We start from the raw sequence: 16184 nt of genomic DNA, 5'->3' as shown, positions 1-16184 counted from the left end.
GCACCGTGATCGGCTACTACGTCCACCATCACGGCAGCGGGCACCTGACCCGCGCGAGCACCGTGGCCGCCGCGTGCGCCGAGCCGGTCGTCGCGCTGTCGTCGCTGCCCGAGCCCGCGGCGCACCCGTTCGCGGGCTGGGTCACGCTGCCGGCCGACCCGCCGCTCCCCGGCGCGATGGACGCCGACGCCGGCGGCGCGCTGCACTGGGCCCCGGTGGAGTCACCGGGCTACCGCGCGCGGATGCGCCGGCTCGTGGAGTGGGCCGCGGCCGCGGGGCCGCGGCTCGTGGTCGTCGACGTCTCGGTCGAGGTGGCGGCGCTGCTGCGACTGACCGGCGTGCCGGTCGCCGTCGTCGCGATGCCCGGCGAGCGGGACGACCCGGCCCACACCCTCGCCTACCGGCTGGCGACGGCCGTGCTCGCGCCGTGGCCCCGTGAGGTCTACGACCCCGCGTACCTGCGGCCCTTCGCGGCCAAGACGACGTGGACGGGCGCGCTCTCGCGCTTCGACGGCCACCCGGCGCCGCCGGCCCCGCAGCCGGGCCGGCTGCTGGTGCTGCTCGGCACCGGCGGCACCGAGGTCACCGGTGCCGACGTGGACGCGCTCGCGGCCGCGACCGGCTGGCCGACCCGGGCCGCCGGGGTGGCCGGCCGCCCGCGCAGCGAGGACGTCCTCGCCGACCTGCACGCCGCCGAGGTCGTCGTGACGCACGCGGGGCTGAACGCACTCGCCGAGGTGTCGGCCGCCCGGCGGGCCGCGGTGGTGTTGCCGCAGTCGCGCCCCTTCGCCGAGCAGCACGCGACCGCCGCCGCGCTCGACGACGCCGGGCTGGCCGTCGTGCTGCCCGGCTGGCCGGCGGCCGAGCGCTGGCCGGCGGTCCTGGCCGCCGCCCGCGAGCGGGGCGGCGCGGGCTGGGCCCGGTGGAACGACGGGAGTGGGGCGCGGCGCTTCGCCGCCTGCCTGGCCCGCACCGCCCTCGTCGGGGCACCGGCGTGACCGCCCGGACCGCCCTCGTCGCCGGCCGCACCGCCGTCGTCACCGTGGTCTCCGGCCGGCACGCGCACCTGCGCACGCAGCGCGAGTTCCTCGCCCGGTGCGTCCCGGCGCCGGCCGTGCACGTCGTGGTCGCGATCGACGACCCGCAGGTCGCGGCCGTCGTCGACGCCCGACCCGACCTCCCCACCGAGCTGCTCACGCTGCCCACGACCGGTGCCGGACTGCCGGTGGCGGCCGCCCGCAACGCCGGCGCGGCGGCGGCGATCGCGGCCGGCGCCGACCTGCTCGTCTTCCTCGACGTCGACTGCGTGCCGGCTCCCGACCTGCTCGCCCGGTACCGCACCGCGGTGGCGACCCGCCCGGACGCGCTGGTCTGCGGCCCGGTCACCTACCTGCCCCCCGCACCGGACGGCGGGTGGACGGCGCCGGCGCTCGTCGCCGCCCGGGCGCCGCACCCCGCCCGCCCCGACCCGCCGGCCGGTGCGGTCGAGGAGGTCGCGCCCGAGCTGTTCTGGTCGCTGTCGTTCGCACTCCCGACCTCGCTCTGGGCGCGGCTGGACGGCTTCCACCCCGGGTACGTCGGCTACGGCGCCGAGGACACCGACTTCGCCGCGAGCGCCGCCCGGGCCGGCGTGCCGACCGCGGTCGCGGGCGGCGCCGATGCGTTCCATCAGCACCACCCGGTCAGCCGGCCGCCGGTCGAGCACCTGGACGACATCCTGCGCAACAGCGCGGTGTACCTGCGCCGGCACGGCGAGCTGCCGATGGCCGGCTGGCTGGCCGCATTCGCCGAGCGCGGGCTGATCACCGCCGACCGGCCGCCGCGGCGCACGGCCGCGGTGCGGGTCGCGACGGTCCCGGCGCGGCACGACTACCTCGACGCCGTGCTCCCGCCGACGGTCGAGCGGGTCGCGACCGAGCGCGTCGCCGGGTGGGATCCCGACCCGTTGCTCGACCCGTCGGTCTTGCGCGAATCCGCGCAGGACGTCGACGTCGTGCACCTGCACTTCGGGTTCGACCATCTCGCGCCGGCGGACCTGGCGGCGTGGCTGCGCTGCCTGCGCGAGCTGCGGCTGCCGCTGGTCGTGACCGTCCACGACCTGCGCAACCCGCACCACCCCACCCGCGACCGGCACGACGCGCACCTGGCGCTCGTGCTCGCCGCCGCCGACGCGGCACTGACGCTCACCGACGGCGCGGCCGCGGAGTGCGGAACGCGGTTCGGCCGGCGGCCCGAGGTCGTCGCCCACCCCACGCTGCTCGACACCGTCCCGGCCCGGGTGGACGCCGCGACGACCGTCCTCGTCCCGCTCAAGGGGCTGCGCGGCAACGTGCGCGACCCGCTCGACGTCGTGCGCGCCGCCGCCGAGGGCGCGGCGGCCGCCGGCGGACGGGTCCGCGTGCTCGTCGGGCCGACCGTGCTCGACCGGCCGGAGCTCGCCGGGCTGGCCGCACTGGCACCGGACCTCCCCGTCGACCTCGACGTCGCCCCCTACCTGCCGCACGACGAGGTCGTCGCGCGCGTCGCGGCCGCGCACGCCGTCGTCCTGCCCTACCGCTGGGGCACGCACTCGGGCTGGACGGAGCTGTGCCGCGACCTCGGCACGCACGTCGTCGCGCCCGACTGCGGCCACCACCGCGCGCAGTGGGACGCCGTCACGACCTACGGCAACGACGAGCAGCGCGGGCTCGACCGCGGCTCGCTGCGCGCCGCCGTGGCCGCGGTCTGCGCCGCGCCCCGCCCGGCCGCCGCGGACCGCCGCGGGCGCGAGGCCGAGCGCGACCTCGTCCGCGCGCACCACGACGCGCTCTACCGCCGGGTGACCGGGCGATGACCGATGTCGTGCACCTCGTCGTCGGGCCGGCCGAGCACGGCGTCGTGCGGCACGCGCGGCTGGTCGCGGCCGCCTGCGGGCAACGCACGCTGCACGTGGCGTCGATCGACGAGCTGCCCGCCCGCCCGGACGCCGACGTCGTCCACCTGGCCTGGACCGACCGGCTCCTCGGCCCCGCCCTCGACGTCTCCGGCGCGGCCTTCGAGCGCGTGGCGGCGTGGGTCGCCGCCGCCGGCGCCTCCCTCTCGGTGACCCTGCACGACGTCCCGCACGACGACAGCGACCTGCAGCGGCGGCGCCGGGTGCTCTATGCCCGGGTGATCGCCGCCGCGCGGGGGGTCGTCGTCAACAGCCGCACCGAGCTCGCCCTGGTCGAGGGTCTGCCGCCCGGCAGTCTCGACGCCGTGCACTCGTTGCGCGCCGTTCCCCTGCCGCTGGAGCCCGCCCACCCGGCCGAGCCCGGGGGCTCGCCGTTGCCCCCGGCCAGCGTGACCGTGCTCGGCTTCGTCTTCCCCGACCGCGGCTACGACGAGGTCGTCGCCGCGCTCCCGCCGGGCAGCACGCTCGCCGCGGTGGGGCGCGCGTCGGACGGCCACGACGACCTCGTCGCCCGCTACGCCGCGCAGGCGGGCGAGCGCTGGCTGCTCACCGGTTACGTGCCCGACGACGCGCTCGCGGCGTATCTGGCCGATGCCGCCGTGCCCGTCGCCCCGAACCGCCGGGTGACCGCGTCGGCGTCGATCAACACCTGGCTGGCCCACGGCCGCCGACCGCTCGTGCCCGCCTGCGCGTACACGCGCGAGCTCGCCGCCGAGCGCCCCGGCGCGGTGGAGCTCTACGACCCGGACGACCCGGACGCGCTGGCGGCGGCGGTGCGCGCCGCCCTCGCCGACCCCGGCCGCACCCGGCTCGCCCCCGGGACGCCGCGCGGCCCGGCGGTCGCCGACGTCGCCGCCGGCTACCGCGAGCACCTGGCGGCCTGTGCCCCGCCGGCCGTCCGGCACGCCGACGGCCGGCCGGTCGTGCCCGGCAACCGCTGGGACCTCCTCGCGAGCGAACCCGCCGACCCGCCGTCGGTGAGCGTCGTGATCCCGTACTACGACGCGCAGCGCGAGCTCGACCTCGTGCTCACCGGTCTCGCCGCGCAGGACCACCGCGGCGCGCTCGAGGTGGTCGTCGTCGACGACGGCTCCCCCCGGCCACCCGACGTGACCGCGGCGGCGGGCGTGCCGGTCCGCGTGCTGCACCAGGACGACCAGGGCTTCCGCGCCGCCGCCGCCCGCGACCTCGGCGCGCGAGCCGCCCGACACGACGTCCTCGTCTTCCTCGACGGCGACACCGTCCCCGAGCCCGGCTTCGTGCGCGAGCTGACCCGGCTGCCCGCGCGGTGCCCGGACGTCCTGGCCGTCGGCCGGCGACGCCACGCCGACCTCGCCGGACTCCCGGCGAGCGCCCTGGCCGACTGGTGGCACGGTCGTGTCAGTCCCCCCGAGCTGACCGAGCCGGCGTGGCTGCGGGACGCCTACCGCGACACCGCCGACCTGCTGCACGCCGACCGCCGGTCCTACCGCTTCGTCATCAGCGCCGTGCTGTCGATGTCGGCCGAGCTGTACCGGCGGGCCGGCGGCTTCGACCCGCGGTTCGTCGGCTACGGCGGCGAGGACTGGGAGCTCGCGCACCGGGCCCGCAACGCCGGCGCCGTGCTCGCGCACGTGCCGGCAGCGGTGGCCTGGCACGACGGCCCCGACTGGGCCGACCGCGGCGACACCGACACCCGGACCGCGGGCAAGGACCGTGAGACGCTCACCCTCGCCGCGCTGCTGCCCGACCCCGAGTCCCGCGGCCCCGGACCGTGGCTGCCCTACCCCTCGGTCGTGGTCCGGGCGGGGTGCGTGGGCGACGTCGACGCGCTCGCGACCGTCCGCTCTGCCCGGGCGGCCGGTGCCGACTGCTCCTTCTGGTTCGCAGCGATCGACGGGCCGGGCGCCGAGCACGTCCTCGCCGGGCCGGGTGTCCAGCTGGGCGACCCACCGGCCGACGTCCTGGCGCGGGCGTGGTGCCACGCCGAGCTCACCGCACCGGCCGACCTCGCCGACCTCATGACGCTCGCCGCGCTCGCCGAGCGTCACGGCCGCGTCGACACCCCGGCCCTGCGGCTGCGCTCGGCGCGATCGCTCGCGCGGGCCCGCGGCGACGACGCGCTCGCCGCGCTGCTGTTCGGGCGGCACGAGCGCACCGCCCCGGCACCGCGGCCGGGACGCGACCTCGCCGGCCGGCTCCGGCCGGCCGTCGCCCCGGGGGGTCAGCCGTGACCGGTCAGCCGTTCGTAGGCGCCGACCTCGGTGCCGAGCGTCCACTCGCCGATGCCGGTGAAGGTGGCGAGGACGTCCTCGTGCGACCAGTCCTCCTCGACGTGCACCTCGTACGGATTGCCCTCGATCTCGTGCTGGGGGTAGTGCACGATCGGGATCGACAGGTAGACCGCGCGGCGCGCGACCGCCGCGCACCGCTCCCAGACGGCGATGCCCTCGGCCCGGGTCATGTGCTCGACGACGTCGCCCAGGATCACGACGTCCGCCGCGGGCAGCTCGGCGGTGCGGACGTCGCCGATGACGATGCCGTCGTAGTACTCGGACAACCGGTACGTGGTCACGTACGGCTCCCACACCTCCAGGCCGACGATGCGCTCGATCGGCAGGCCGGCGAGCAGCTTGGCGTACGTCCCCACGCCGGGGCCCACGTCCAGCACGGTGAGCGGGCCCGTCCGCGCGAGCGCCGCGATCCGTGCCCGCGTCCAGTCCTTGCCCTCGGTCGAGCTCATCGGCATGGCGGCAGTCTGGCAGCCGGGTCGCCGCTCGCCCGGCGCCGGGGGGCCCGGTGAGCGGGCGGACGGTCGTGGTGTGGGGCAACTGCCAGGCCGCGCCCGTCGCCGACCTGCTGCGGGTGCCGCTCGCCGCGGCCGGGTTCGCGGTCGTGACGGTGCCGCCGGTGTACCTGGTGACGCCCGCCGAGCTCGCCGCGGTGCACACCGCGGTCCGACGGGCGGCGGTGCTGATCAGCCAGCCGGTGCGCGAGGAGTACTCCCACCCGGGCTGCGGCACGGCGGCGCTGGCCGCGCAGCTGCCCGCCGACGGCCGGCTGCTGACCTTTCCCGTCGTCCACCACGTCGCGGCGTTCCCGTACCAGGCCCATGGTCACGACGGCGCCGGCCGCCGCGTCGACGCCCCGCTGACCGACTACCACGACCTGCGGGTGGTCGAGGCGGCCGCGGCCGGGCTGACCGTCGAGGAGACGGTAAGCCGCTGGCCGCGCCCGGCGCCCGACGCGGTCCGTGCCGTGGCCGCGGACTCGCTCGCCGAGCTCGCACGCCGCGAGCGGCCGCTGACGGTGCAGGTCACCCACCGGCTCGCCGACCCGGGCGCGCTGTGGACGATGACGCACCCGGGCAACGCCGTCCTCGCGGGCATCGCCGCCGACCTGCTCACAGCCCTCGACGTGCCCGGCGAGGTCGTCCCACCCGCCCGCGAGTACCTCGGCCAGCGGCGCGCCCCGGTCGAGCCCGACGTCGCTGCCGCGCTCGGTGCGGCCCCGGACGGCGGCCGGGACGTGTGGGTCGTCGACGGTCGTCCGGTGCCCTTGGCCGAGGTCGTCGCGACGCAGCTGCGCCACTACGCCGAGCGCCCGGACGTCGTCGCCGCGACGCTACGACGCAACGCCGCCCGGCTTGCCGTCCTGTCCCGCTGAGGGAGGGGACGGCGCTACTGCAGGTACCCCTCGACCTCGCCCACGCTGCGCTCGTGGGCCGAGCCGGGGTCCTCGCCGGTCTCCTCCCGGGCGCGCCGCTGGCGCAGCAGGTCCCACGCCTGGTCGAGCTGCTCCTGGACGTGACGCAGCCGCTGCCGCTGCTCGTCGGACAGCCCGCCCGGCGTCGCGCGCAGCGACTTCTCCTCGGCGACCAGCTCGTCGATGTGGTGCAGGATCCCGCTGTCACTGTCGGTCATGGCTGCATCCTTCCCCGCGACCGCCGGGATCGGTCAGGGCGCCGTGGGCCGCTCGGCGACCTCGACGCCCATGGCGGTGAGCAGGGCCACGCCGAGCGGCACCAGCTGCTCGGCCTCCACCCGCACCGCCGCGCCGGCCAGCGCGCCGGCACCCCGCAGCGAGTCCAGGGACGAGCCGTGCAGGTGCAGCCCCTCGACGTCGGCACCGGTGAAGTCCACACCCGTCAGCTCGCAGTCGAGCAGGGCCGAGCGACGCAGCCGCGCGGAGGAGAAGTCCGCCTCGGCGAGCGAGGTGTCGCAGACCCACAGGCACGACGACTGCGCGCCGCGGAAGCTCGCCAGCGTGGCCACACCGCGCTCGATCACGACGTCCTCGAGCGCGGCCCCGCCGAAGTCGGTCCCGGTCAGCCGGCAGTCGACGAAACGCACCCGGGTGAGCCGGGCGCCGTCGAGCACCGCGCCGGCGAGGTCGCAGCCCTCGAACACGACGTCGCGGCACACCAACCCGTCGAACCGCCGCGAGGTCGCGTCCACGTCCTGCCAGACGCACTCCACCATGTCGAGGTCGTGGACGCGCTCGGGGAGCAGCAGCGACGCGTCGGCGCGCAGGCCGTCCCAGCTGCGGACGCCGGCGAGATCCGCGCCGGCGTCGGCGAGCTCGGCGGGCAGGTCGGGGCGCGTGGGGACGATGCGCCGGTCGCGTCGGCTGGCCATGCCCGCACCCTGCCACGGGCCACCGACGCGCCCGCCGGACGGCCGGGCGCTCGACGGGGCCGGCCGCCGAACGGCCACCCGGCACGCGCCGTGGCCGGGCATTTCCGATACCTCCGGGTAACACCGATAGTTGGTCGTCCTAGCAAAATTCGCCCGCCGACCGGCTCGGAGCCCGCGTGATCTCATTCCCCCGGCGCGCCGGCTCGCGCCTGCTCGGCCTCGGTGCCGCGCAGCCCGACCCGACCCGCACCGCCGCCGAGCTCGGCGCTCCCTTCGACAAGCCCGGCGCCTGGGTGCAGGCCCGCACCGGCATCGCCGAGCTGCGCCGCGCCGGGTCCGCCGAGGAGATCGCCGCGCTCGCCCGTGCGGCCGCCCGGCAGGCGCTCGCCGCGGCCCGGCTCGCCGAGCAGGACGTCGACCTCGTCATCACCGCGAGCTGCAGCGCGGGAACCGGGCCGTGGGACGTCGGCAGCCTCGCCGCCGACATCGCGCCGCGGGCCGGGCGGATGCAGCTCAACAGCGCCTGCAGCGGCTTCAGCTACGCGCTGGCCACCGCGGACGGCCTCATCCGTACCGGCGTGGCCGAACGCGTCCTCATCGTCGCGGCCGAGTGGATGAGCGGCCTGGTCGACCCGGCCGACCTCGGCACGTCGATCATCTTCGGCGACGGCGCGGGCGCCGCGGTCGTGGGGCCGGCCGAGGGCGGCCGCACCGGGGTCGGCCCGGTCGTCTGGGGCAGCGACGGGTCGGCCGGCGGGCTCATCGACTGCGGTCCGCAGGTCGGTGGCCGGATGCGCATGGCCGGGCGGGCGGTGTTCCGCTGGGCCGTCGAGCAGATGCCCGGCATCGCCGCCGAGGCCTGCGCCCGGGCCGGGGTGAACCTCGCCGACGTCGACGTCTTCGTCCCGCACCAGGCGAACCTGCGCATCATCGACGCGATCGCCGCGCGGCTGGGGCTCACCCGCGCCGTCGTCGCCGGGCACGTCACCTCGGCCGGCAACACGTCCGCGGCGTCCATCCCGCTGGCGTTGACGCAGCTGCTCGCCGAGGGTCGCGCGCGCAGCGGCCAGCTCGCCCTGCTGCTCGGCTTCGGCGCCGGCCTCGCCTGGGCCGGGCAGGTCGTGGAGGTGCCCTGACCCCCGCCGTCCCCGGGGCTGGGAGGATCCCCCGGTGACCCCGGGCGACGACGCGACGATCCGCGTCCGGGGCGCCCGGGTGCACAACCTGCGCGACGTCGACGTCGACCTGCCGCGCGACGCGCTCGTCGTCGTCACCGGCGTCTCGGGTTCGGGGAAGTCGTCGCTGGCGTTCGGGACGGTGTACGCCGAGGCGCAGGCGCGCTACCTCGAGTCGGTCGCCCCCTACGCCCGACGGCTCATCGACCAGGTGGGCGCGCCGGACGTCCGCGAGATCACCGGGCTGCCGCCGGCGGTCGCGCTGCGCCAGGCCCGCGGCGCCCCGCAGTCCCGCTCCACCGTCGGGACGGCGACGACGCTGTCGAACCTGCTGCGCATGCTCTTCTCGCGCGCCGGGGACTACCCGGCGCGCGCCCCGCGGCTGGACTCGGACGCGTTCTCCCCCAACACCCCGGCCGGCGCCTGCCCGACCTGCCACGGCCTCGGCCGGGTGCACGAGGCCACCGAGGCCTCGCTCGTCCCCGACCCGGGCCTGTCGATCCGCGACCGCGCGATCGCCGCCTGGCCCGGGGCGTGGCAGGGCAAGAACTACCGCGACATCCTCGCCACGCTCGGTCACGACGTCGACGTGCCGTGGCGCGAGCTCCCGCAGGCCGAGCGCGACTGGATCCTGTTCACCGACGAGCAGCCGGTCGTCACCGTCCGCGCCGAGCGCGAGGCCCACCGCATCCAGCGGCCGTACCAGGGCACCTACCAGAGCGCGCGCCGCTACGTCCTGCACACGCTCGCCACCACCCAGAGCGCGACGCTGCGCAGGAAGGCGCTGGCCCACGTCGAGGTACGACCCTGCGCGTCGTGCGGTGGTGCCGGCCTACGCCCCGAGGCGCTGGCCGTCACGCTCGGGGGCGCGACCCTCGCGGACCTCGCCGCGCTGCCCCTCACCGAGCTCGCCACGCACCTCGCCGGGGCCGCGCACGGTGACGTCGCGCGCAGCATCGTGCCCGACCTCGTCGCGCGCGTCGACGCGCTGGCCGAGCTCGGGCTCGGCTACCTCGCCCTGGACCGCGCGACCCCGACGCTGAGCGCCGGGGAGCTGCAGCGGCTCCGGCTCGCCACCGCCCTGCGCTCGACGCTGTTCGGCGTCGTGTACGTCCTCGACGAGCCGTCGGCGGGGCTGCACCCGGACGACACCCGCGCACTGCTCGGCGTGCTCGACCGGCTCCGCTCGGCCGGCAACTCGCTGCTCGTCGTCGAGCACGACGTCGAGGTCATGCGTCGTGCGGACTGGCTGGTCGACGTCGGTCCCGGCGCCGGGACACACGGTGGCCGGGTCCTGCACAGCGGGCCGCCCGCCGCGATCGGCGAGGCTCCGGACTCCGCCACCGGGCGCTACCTGCTCGACCCGCCGCGTCCCCGTCCGCGTCATCGGACCCCGACGGCCACCGTGTCGCTGCGCGGGGTGACGCACCACAACCTCGCCGGCGTCGACGTCGACGTCCCGCTCGGGGTGCTCACCGCGGTGACCGGGGTGTCGGGGTCGGGCAAGAGCTCGCTCGTCCTGGGCGTGCTCGCGGCCGCGGTGCGCGACCACCTCGGCGGTGCCGGTCCGCGCGCCGACGAGACCGCGGCCGACGACGAGACCGCGGCCGACGACGACGCCACCGGCACCGGAAGCGATCCGGGCGGGACGGCCGAGACGATCACCGGCCTCGACGCGATCGCCCGCCTCGTCGAGGTCGACCAGCGGCCGATCGGCCGGACGCCGCGCTCCAATCTCGCCACCTACACCGGCCTGTTCGACGCGGTGCGCAAGCTCTTCGCCGCCACCGACGAGGCGCGGCGGCGCGGCTACTCGCCCGGCCGGTTCTCCTTCAACGTCGAGGGTGGCCGCTGCGACCACTGCCAGGGCGAGGGCTTCGTCGCCGTCGAGCTGCTCTTCCTCGCCGGCACCTACTCGCCGTGCCCGGTCTGCCACGGTGCGCGGTACCTCCCCGAGACGCTCGAGGTGCGCTACCGGGGCCTGTCCGTCGCCGACGTGCTCGCGCTGAGCGTGGACGACGCGGCGGACTTCTTCGCCGACGTGCCCGCGGTGGCCCGCAGCCTCGCGACGCTGCGCCGGGTGGGGCTGGGCTACCTGACGCTCGGCCAGCCGGCGACCGAGGTCTCGGGCGGCGAGGCCCAGCGCATCAAGCTGTCGACCGAGCTGCAGCGCACCCGTCGCGCCCACACGCTGTTCGTCCTCGACGAGCCGACCACCGGCCTGCACCCCGCCGACGTCGACCTGCTCCTCGACCTGCTCCACTCGCTGGTCGACGCCGGGCACTCCGTCGTCGTCGTCGAGCACGACATGGGCGTCGTCGCCGGCGCCGACCACGTCGTCGACCTCGGCCCGGGCGGTGGCGACGAGGGCGGCCGGGTCGTCGCCGCGGGCACGCCGGCCGAGGTCGCGCGCAGCGCCGGACGGACCGCCCCCTACCTCGCCGCGATCGTGGCCTGAACCGCTCGGATTCCGAGCAGTTCGGTCCACGATCGGGTCAGGGCCACAGCGCGCGCCATGACGATCGGCACGACGTTCGAGGCGTACGTCGGCGAGCGCCGGGGCGCCCTGCGCCGGTTCGCCGTCGTGCTCTGCGGTGACCCGGTGCTCGCCGAGGACCTCGTGCAGGACGTCCTCGCCCGGGTCTTCGAACGGTGGGCACAGGTCTCGGCCGCCGACAGCGTCCACGCCTACGTGCGCCGGATGCTCGTCAACGAGTTCCTCACCTGGCGCCGCCGGACCGGCCGGACGCGCAGCTACGCCGACCTCGACGCGTACCTGACGCCCGTGGCCGACCCCGCCGACGGTCGGGCCGACGCGCTCGCGCTCGTCGCCGAGCTGGCCCGGCTGCCCCGGCAGCAACGGGCGGCACTCGTGCTGCGCTACTACGAGGACATGCCCTACGCCGAGATCGCCGAGGTGCTGGGCAGCGGCGAGAACGCCGCGCGCAGCAACGTCTCCCGGGCGCTCGCGAACCTCCGTATCGAGCTGGCCGGCGACCCGCCGGCCGGCTCCCCGTCCCGAATGGAGGCACGTCCGTGAGGACCGAAGCCGACCTGCACGCCGCGTTCGCCCTGCTGGAGCGGATCGCGGACGAGACCGCGACGCCGTCGCCCGCACCTCCCGAGCGGCCCGCCGCGGCCGCGCCGAAGCGGTCCGGCGGCCGCAACCGGCCGCTCGCCGTGGCCGCGAGCGTCGCCGCCGTGGCCCTGGTCGCCGCGGCGGCCCTCGTCCTCGCCGGCCGGGACGGCGAGCGGCACCGGGTCGCCGACCCGCATCCGTCCGGGTCGACGGGCACGTCGCGGTCCGCCGTGACGATGCCGCCGGCCGTCAGCGCCCTGCGCACGCTGCCGTGGCGCACGCTGGCCTTCACCGTCGACCACCCCGGCCTGCGGCCCGCCGGCGTCCTGCTCGACCGCGACGTCCAGATCCTGCAGCTGGTCGGCACCGCCGGCTCGTACGTCGTGCGCGTCTATCCCGACGGCGCGAAGGCACCCGTCACCACCGCCGGGGCCACGCCGGTGACGGTCAACGGCCGACCCGGCGTGTACGCGCAACTGCGCGCCGACCCGGTCGGCGCGCAGCGCGGCGTGGCCTGGCAGTACGCGCCGGGTGCCTGGGCGAGCGTCGCCCGCAGCGATGCCGGGATCAGCCGCCGCGCGGGCATCGCCCTCGCCGAGGACGTCGGCGTCGGCAGGCCCTCGGTCGTCCGCACCCCGGTGCTCTTCGCGCCCGGCTCCGGTCTCACGACCGGCTCGTGGCTGACCTCGCTCGGCAACGACCCCCACAACGCCGGCCAGCACGGGTACTCGGGGTGGAGCGCGCTCTACGACCTGCGACTGGGCAAGGCCTCGCTGACCGTCACCGCGGACGCGATGCCGCGTGACCTGCCTGGTCGTGCGGGCACCGACCAGGTCACGATCCACGGCCGGACCGCGTCGGTCACCGTCACCTCGACGTCGCGTGCGGTGTCGATCGACTACGACGGCCCCGTGCTCACGATCGAGGAGCAGCCCGAGCAGGACATCGGCGGCGGGTTCCGGCTGTCACGGGCCGACCTGCTCGCCGTGGCACGCTCGGTCACCCTCGTCCCCCACCCGGCCGACGTCACGACCTGGCACGACGCGCGGGAGGCACTCCCCCACTGACGGGCGGATCGTGGACCGAACCGCTCGGAATGCGAGCAGTTCGGTCCACGATCGAGGGGTTACCGGGTGACGGTCAGCCGGCCGGCCGCGGTCTTGCCGATCGCCCGGTACTGCGCCGAGCCCGAGTAGCGGACGTACAGCCGCCAGGTGCCCTTGGCGAGCTTCGGCACGGTGAGGGCCTGCAGCGCGGCCTTGCGCACCGAGACGGCGACCGAGGCGGTCTTCCCGCCGCGGACGAAGTACACCCGCACCGTGCCGGTCGGGGCGACCGGACCCGACGCCGTCCGCACGACCCGCACCGCGGCCCGGCCGGTCTTGTGCGACGTCGGCTTCTTCGTGATCGCGAGCCGCGCCTTCGCCGTCGCCTTCACGATGCGCAGCGTCGTCGCGGCCGACGACGCCTTCGTGGTGCCGTTGCCGGCGTAGGCGGCGCTCACGCGGTACGTGCCGACGCCCAGCGTGCGCGGCAGGGCCACCGACGCGCGGCCGGCCTTGTCCAACGTCGCTGCGTAGCGGCGCGAACCGATGCCGACCGTCACCTTCCCCGCGGCGGCCTTGCCGGCCCTGGTGACGGCCACGGTCGCCTTCAGCGCGGTTCCGAACGCAGCGGAGCTACGCGACAGCGTCACCCTCGCCGTGGACGCCACGACCTCCTGGCCGCTCAGCACGAGCGGCACGGCGGCGTCGAGGCTGCGGTCGGCCGGGTCGGTGCTGTAGGTGGCGAGGACGTAGCGCACCGAGGGGTCGAGCGCACCCGCCGCGACGTCGACGTACGCGTAGCCGTAGCCGGCGTCGAACCCGGAGCCGTCCACCTCGGTGGCGGCGACGGCACCCGTGCCGTCGTAGCTGCTGCCCCGCGCGCTCCACACCGCGGCCGGCACGACCGCGTCGTAGTGGGCCGGCGTCGGTGCCGGGTAGCCACCGGCGAGCGCGAGCACGGAGAAGCCCTTCGCGGCGTCGAGGACGGGCAGCGCGTCCTGGTCGTTCGGCCGCCGGACGAGGGTCGGCGTGGTCGGTTTCGGCAACACGTGCAGCACGCCCGGGGTGCCGGCCAGCCTCTCGCGGCCGTTGTCGGCGAGAATGCGCAGAAGTGCGTCATTCTGCTTCTCGGTGACGCCGAGAATCGTGTGGTACGACTCGTCGCCGAAGCCGGCGAGATCGGTCCAGGTCTTGCCCTCGTCGGTGCTGAGCTGCGGCTTGTACTTCGGCGTCGGGTAGCCGGTGAAGTACGCCTCGAAGGTGACGTCGTTGCCGGCGAACACCGTGGTGGCGGAGGTGCCGCTGGCCACCGCGAGCGGTTTCGCGTCGCCGACGGTGAGCCCGGCGCCCGTGGAGTAGGTGCCCCGCTGCCCGTTGGTCACGACCGCCCGGTAGGAGGTGTCGGAGTCGGCGGCGGTCACCGTCGGCACGGTCAGCGTCGAGCTGTGGGCGCCGGCCACCGTCTTCCAGTCCGGCGCCGCGGCGGGGCTGCGCTGCCAGCTGTACCGGAGGTCGTCGCCGGTGGCGGTCACCGAGAACGTCGCGTCCTCACCCGTGACTGCGGCGACGCCCACCGGCTGTGCGGTGATCTTCGGTGCGTCCGCGAGCGGCTGCGTGGCCGGGAGCGCACCGGCGAGGCCGAGCTCGATCGGCAGCGGCGGCTTCTTGGGGTCGGCCGACAGCCCGCTGCTGTGCCAGTAGGACGAGAGCCCGGTGCGGTACTGGAAGTCGACGAACGGCGTCGGCCACGATCCCCAGTGCGGGTTCGCCTGCTTGACCTCGTCGGTGATCACCGACGTCGCACGCCGTCCCGAGTCGGGGTCGTCGGGCTTGTTGAGCGGGTAGTAGTCCACGCCCTCGTAGACCGGGGTCGCGGCGATGTCGTCACCGCTGATGCTGACGTCCTTCAGGTCGAGCACCCGCACGCCGATCTGCGGCGGCAGCGGGGTCTTCGTCGTGGGATCGGCCAGCGAGGACGTGTACCCACCCACGGTGGCGTAGATCGCGCCGGTGCCGTCGCCGTCGGTCACGAGCTTCGGGTCCTTGACGTACCAGGGCACCGCACCGCCGTAGGAGTTGACGGTCAGGGCGCCCGTCCACTGCACGGTGGTCGCGCCGGTGTCGGGGTCGGTGGTGCCGGTGCCGTCGACCCACAGGCCGCGTTGGGCCGCGTCGCCGGGCGCCATCTCGGCGCAGCGGTCGTCCGCGGTCACGGTGACGGCGGAGCCGTCCAGGCCACGCTTGATCAGGTGCAGGTTGCCGTCGACGGTCTTGTAGGTCGACTCGGTCCCGTCGCCGATGCCGGCGACGAACTGGTTGCACGAGCCGTTGGCGGCGGCGCCCTGCCACACCGCGTTGACGCCCCATTCGAAGGTCGCGTGGTCGATCGAGCGCGACGCGGCGGCGGCGGTGCCGGGGACGGCCAGGGTGGCCAGGCCGAGAGCGGCGGCCAGCCCTACGCCGGCGCCACGAGCGCGGCCGCGGCCGCGCCCTGTCCGGTCCGGGCGGGTTCGCCCGCTGGTGGGATACATTCGAGGCTTCCTTCCTCAAGGAATCTGTGGCGCCGCCGGTCGGCGACGCCACGGGCAACGGGGCCGGGCGTCGCATGCCCGGCCCCGTTGGCGTGCGGGGCGCGTCTCGTCCGCGCCGTGGGATCGTCAGCCGGGCAGCGGCCCCGTCGCCGTGTCGCGGCCGGCGGCGCCGAGCTCGCGCAGGACGTCGACGTTGAGCTCGAACGCGGTGACCGCCTCGGCCACCACACCGTCGCGCTGCGCGGCGGTGAGCGGCGCGTCGTCGAGGCGGCGACGGTACTCGTCGCGGAACGGTTTGATCTTCGCGATCGCGTCGAAGCGGTAGAACGAGCTGGAGCGCTCGCCGTCCTCGCCGTAGGCGCGCTCGACGCTGCGGCCGACGACCTGTCCGCCGGACAGGTCGCCCAGGTAGCGCACGTAATGGTGCGCCACGTACGCCTCGGGCCGGGTGGCCGCGTGCGTCTCGAGCCGCGCGACGTACGTCGTGGTCGCCGGCAGCACCAGCCGCTCGGCGACCTCGCGCCACTGCGGCGCGAGGTGGGCCAGGTCGCGTTCGATGCTCGGCACCCGCATGAGCTCCGGGATCACGAACGCGCCGGCCACCGGGTCGGCGGCCCACCGCTCGGCGACCCCCTCGAGCGCCCGGTAGATCGCCCAGTTCTGGACGACGAGCGCGACGTACCCGCGGAACGGCACCCGGCCGGCGACGAGGTCGGCGACGAACGGGGTCGTCTCGGCCCGCTCGTGCGCGTCGCGGGTCGCGGCGCGCAGCCGGGCGGTGAGGGGAGGGCCGGCCACGGTGTCG

The 16184-nt window shown here is 76.4% G+C and carries 13 protein-coding genes; 8 read left to right on the top strand and 5 right to left on the bottom strand.

Annotation, left to right across the window (positions count from 1 at the left end; translation table 11 throughout):
• Positions 1 to 5 precede the first annotated feature (5 nt).
• Genes BUE29_RS16375 through BUE29_RS16365 form a run of 3 tightly spaced genes read left to right on the top strand, consistent with a single transcriptional unit; the run spans position 6 to position 5145 of the window.
• A complete protein-coding gene (locus tag BUE29_RS16375; protein ID WP_073391488.1) occupies positions 6 to 998 on the top strand; it encodes a glycosyltransferase in 993 nt (330 codons plus the stop codon).
• A complete protein-coding gene (locus BUE29_RS22870; RefSeq protein WP_073391487.1) occupies positions 995 to 2833 on the top strand; it encodes a glycosyltransferase family 2 protein in 1839 nt (612 codons plus the stop codon). Before BUE29_RS16375 ends, BUE29_RS22870 begins: the two co-directional genes overlap by 4 nt.
• On the top strand, positions 2830 to 5145 hold the full coding sequence (locus tag BUE29_RS16365) for a glycosyltransferase (RefSeq protein ID WP_073391486.1): 2316 nt from the start codon (positions 2830 to 2832) through the stop codon (positions 5143 to 5145). Before BUE29_RS22870 ends, BUE29_RS16365 begins: the two co-directional genes overlap by 4 nt.
• Here BUE29_RS16365 and BUE29_RS16360 read toward each other — a convergent pair.
• Positions 5136 to 5660, bottom strand: a complete 525-nt coding sequence (locus BUE29_RS16360; RefSeq protein WP_073391485.1) for a class I SAM-dependent methyltransferase — start codon at positions 5658 to 5660, stop codon at positions 5136 to 5138. The genes BUE29_RS16365 and BUE29_RS16360 overlap by 10 nt on opposite strands.
• 50 nt (positions 5661 to 5710) lie before the next feature.
• Between BUE29_RS16360 and BUE29_RS16355 the strand changes: the two genes are divergently transcribed.
• Positions 5711 to 6577, top strand: a complete 867-nt coding sequence (locus BUE29_RS16355) for a WcbI family polysaccharide biosynthesis putative acetyltransferase (protein WP_073391484.1) — start codon at positions 5711 to 5713, stop codon at positions 6575 to 6577.
• 14 nt (positions 6578 to 6591) lie between these two features.
• Here BUE29_RS16355 and BUE29_RS16350 read toward each other — a convergent pair whose 3' ends face one another.
• Positions 6592 to 6834: a DUF2630 family protein gene (locus BUE29_RS16350; RefSeq protein WP_073391483.1), complete on the bottom strand. Its 243-nt coding sequence runs from the start codon at positions 6832 to 6834 to the stop codon at positions 6592 to 6594.
• Positions 6835 to 6867: 33 nt separating this feature from the next.
• Complete coding sequence (locus tag BUE29_RS16345; RefSeq protein ID WP_073391482.1) at positions 6868 to 7548, bottom strand: pentapeptide repeat-containing protein; 681 nt, start codon at positions 7546 to 7548, stop codon at positions 6868 to 6870.
• 176 nt (positions 7549 to 7724) lie between these two features.
• Here BUE29_RS16345 and BUE29_RS16340 point away from each other — a divergent pair, with 176 nt between their 5' ends.
• From BUE29_RS16340 to BUE29_RS16325, 4 genes are read left to right on the top strand one after another with little or no spacing between them, the layout of a single operon-like run.
• A complete protein-coding gene (locus BUE29_RS16340; protein WP_073391481.1) occupies positions 7725 to 8684 on the top strand; it encodes a beta-ketoacyl-ACP synthase 3 in 960 nt (319 codons plus the stop codon).
• 34 nt (positions 8685 to 8718) lie between these two features.
• The gene (locus BUE29_RS16335) at positions 8719 to 11181 is read left to right on the top strand and encodes an excinuclease ABC subunit UvrA (protein WP_073391480.1); all 2463 of its coding nucleotides are present in this window, start codon (positions 8719 to 8721) and stop codon (positions 11179 to 11181) included.
• Positions 11182 to 11238: 57 nt separating this feature from the next.
• Positions 11239 to 11763 carry a SigE family RNA polymerase sigma factor gene (locus tag BUE29_RS16330; protein WP_073391479.1) on the top strand — a complete coding sequence of 175 codons (525 nt, stop codon included), beginning with the start codon at positions 11239 to 11241 and terminating at the stop codon, positions 11761 to 11763.
• Positions 11760 to 12869 (top strand): hypothetical protein, encoded by a 1110-nt coding sequence (locus BUE29_RS16325; protein ID WP_073391478.1) that lies wholly within the window; start codon positions 11760 to 11762, stop codon positions 12867 to 12869. The genes BUE29_RS16330 and BUE29_RS16325 overlap by 4 nt, the downstream gene beginning before the upstream one ends.
• A gap of 59 nt (positions 12870 to 12928) precedes the next feature.
• Here the strand turns inward: BUE29_RS16325 and BUE29_RS16320 are convergent, their stop codons facing one another.
• On the bottom strand, positions 12929 to 15379 hold the full coding sequence (locus BUE29_RS16320; RefSeq protein ID WP_073391477.1) for an Ig-like domain repeat protein: 2451 nt from the start codon (positions 15377 to 15379) through the stop codon (positions 12929 to 12931).
• A 126-nt stretch (positions 15380 to 15505) separates the two neighbouring features.
• On the bottom strand, positions 15506 to 16177 hold the full coding sequence (locus tag BUE29_RS16315) for a biliverdin-producing heme oxygenase (RefSeq protein WP_073391586.1): 672 nt from the start codon (positions 16175 to 16177) through the stop codon (positions 15506 to 15508).
• Between the last annotated feature and the right edge of the window lie 7 nt (positions 16178 to 16184).

Source organism: Jatrophihabitans endophyticus (assembly GCF_900129455.1).
GTDB classification, from domain to species: domain Bacteria; phylum Actinomycetota; class Actinomycetes; order Mycobacteriales; family Jatrophihabitantaceae; genus Jatrophihabitans; species Jatrophihabitans endophyticus.
Note: the sequence above shows the minus strand (reverse complement) of the source record. Positions and strands in the feature narration are given on the sequence as shown.

Bases quoted from the DNA above. Each gene is read 5' to 3' on its own strand.
- BUE29_RS16350 (WP_073391483.1), bottom strand. From the start codon at position 6,834: ATGACCGACAGTGACAGCGGGATCCTGCACCACATCGACGAGCTGGTC.
- BUE29_RS16330 (WP_073391479.1), top strand. From the start codon at position 11,239: ATGACGATCGGCACGACGTTCGAGGCGTACGTCGGCGAGCGCCGGGGC.
- BUE29_RS16365 (WP_073391486.1), top strand. From the start codon at position 2,830: ATGACCGATGTCGTGCACCTCGTCGTCGGGCCGGCCGAGCACGGCGTC.
- BUE29_RS16360 (WP_073391485.1), bottom strand. From the start codon at position 5,660: ATGCCGATGAGCTCGACCGAGGGCAAGGACTGGACGCGGGCACGGATC.
- BUE29_RS16345 (WP_073391482.1), bottom strand. From the start codon at position 7,548: ATGGCCAGCCGACGCGACCGGCGCATCGTCCCCACGCGCCCCGACCTG.
- BUE29_RS16320 (WP_073391477.1), bottom strand. From the start codon at position 15,379: ATGTATCCCACCAGCGGGCGAACCCGCCCGGACCGGACAGGGCGCGGC.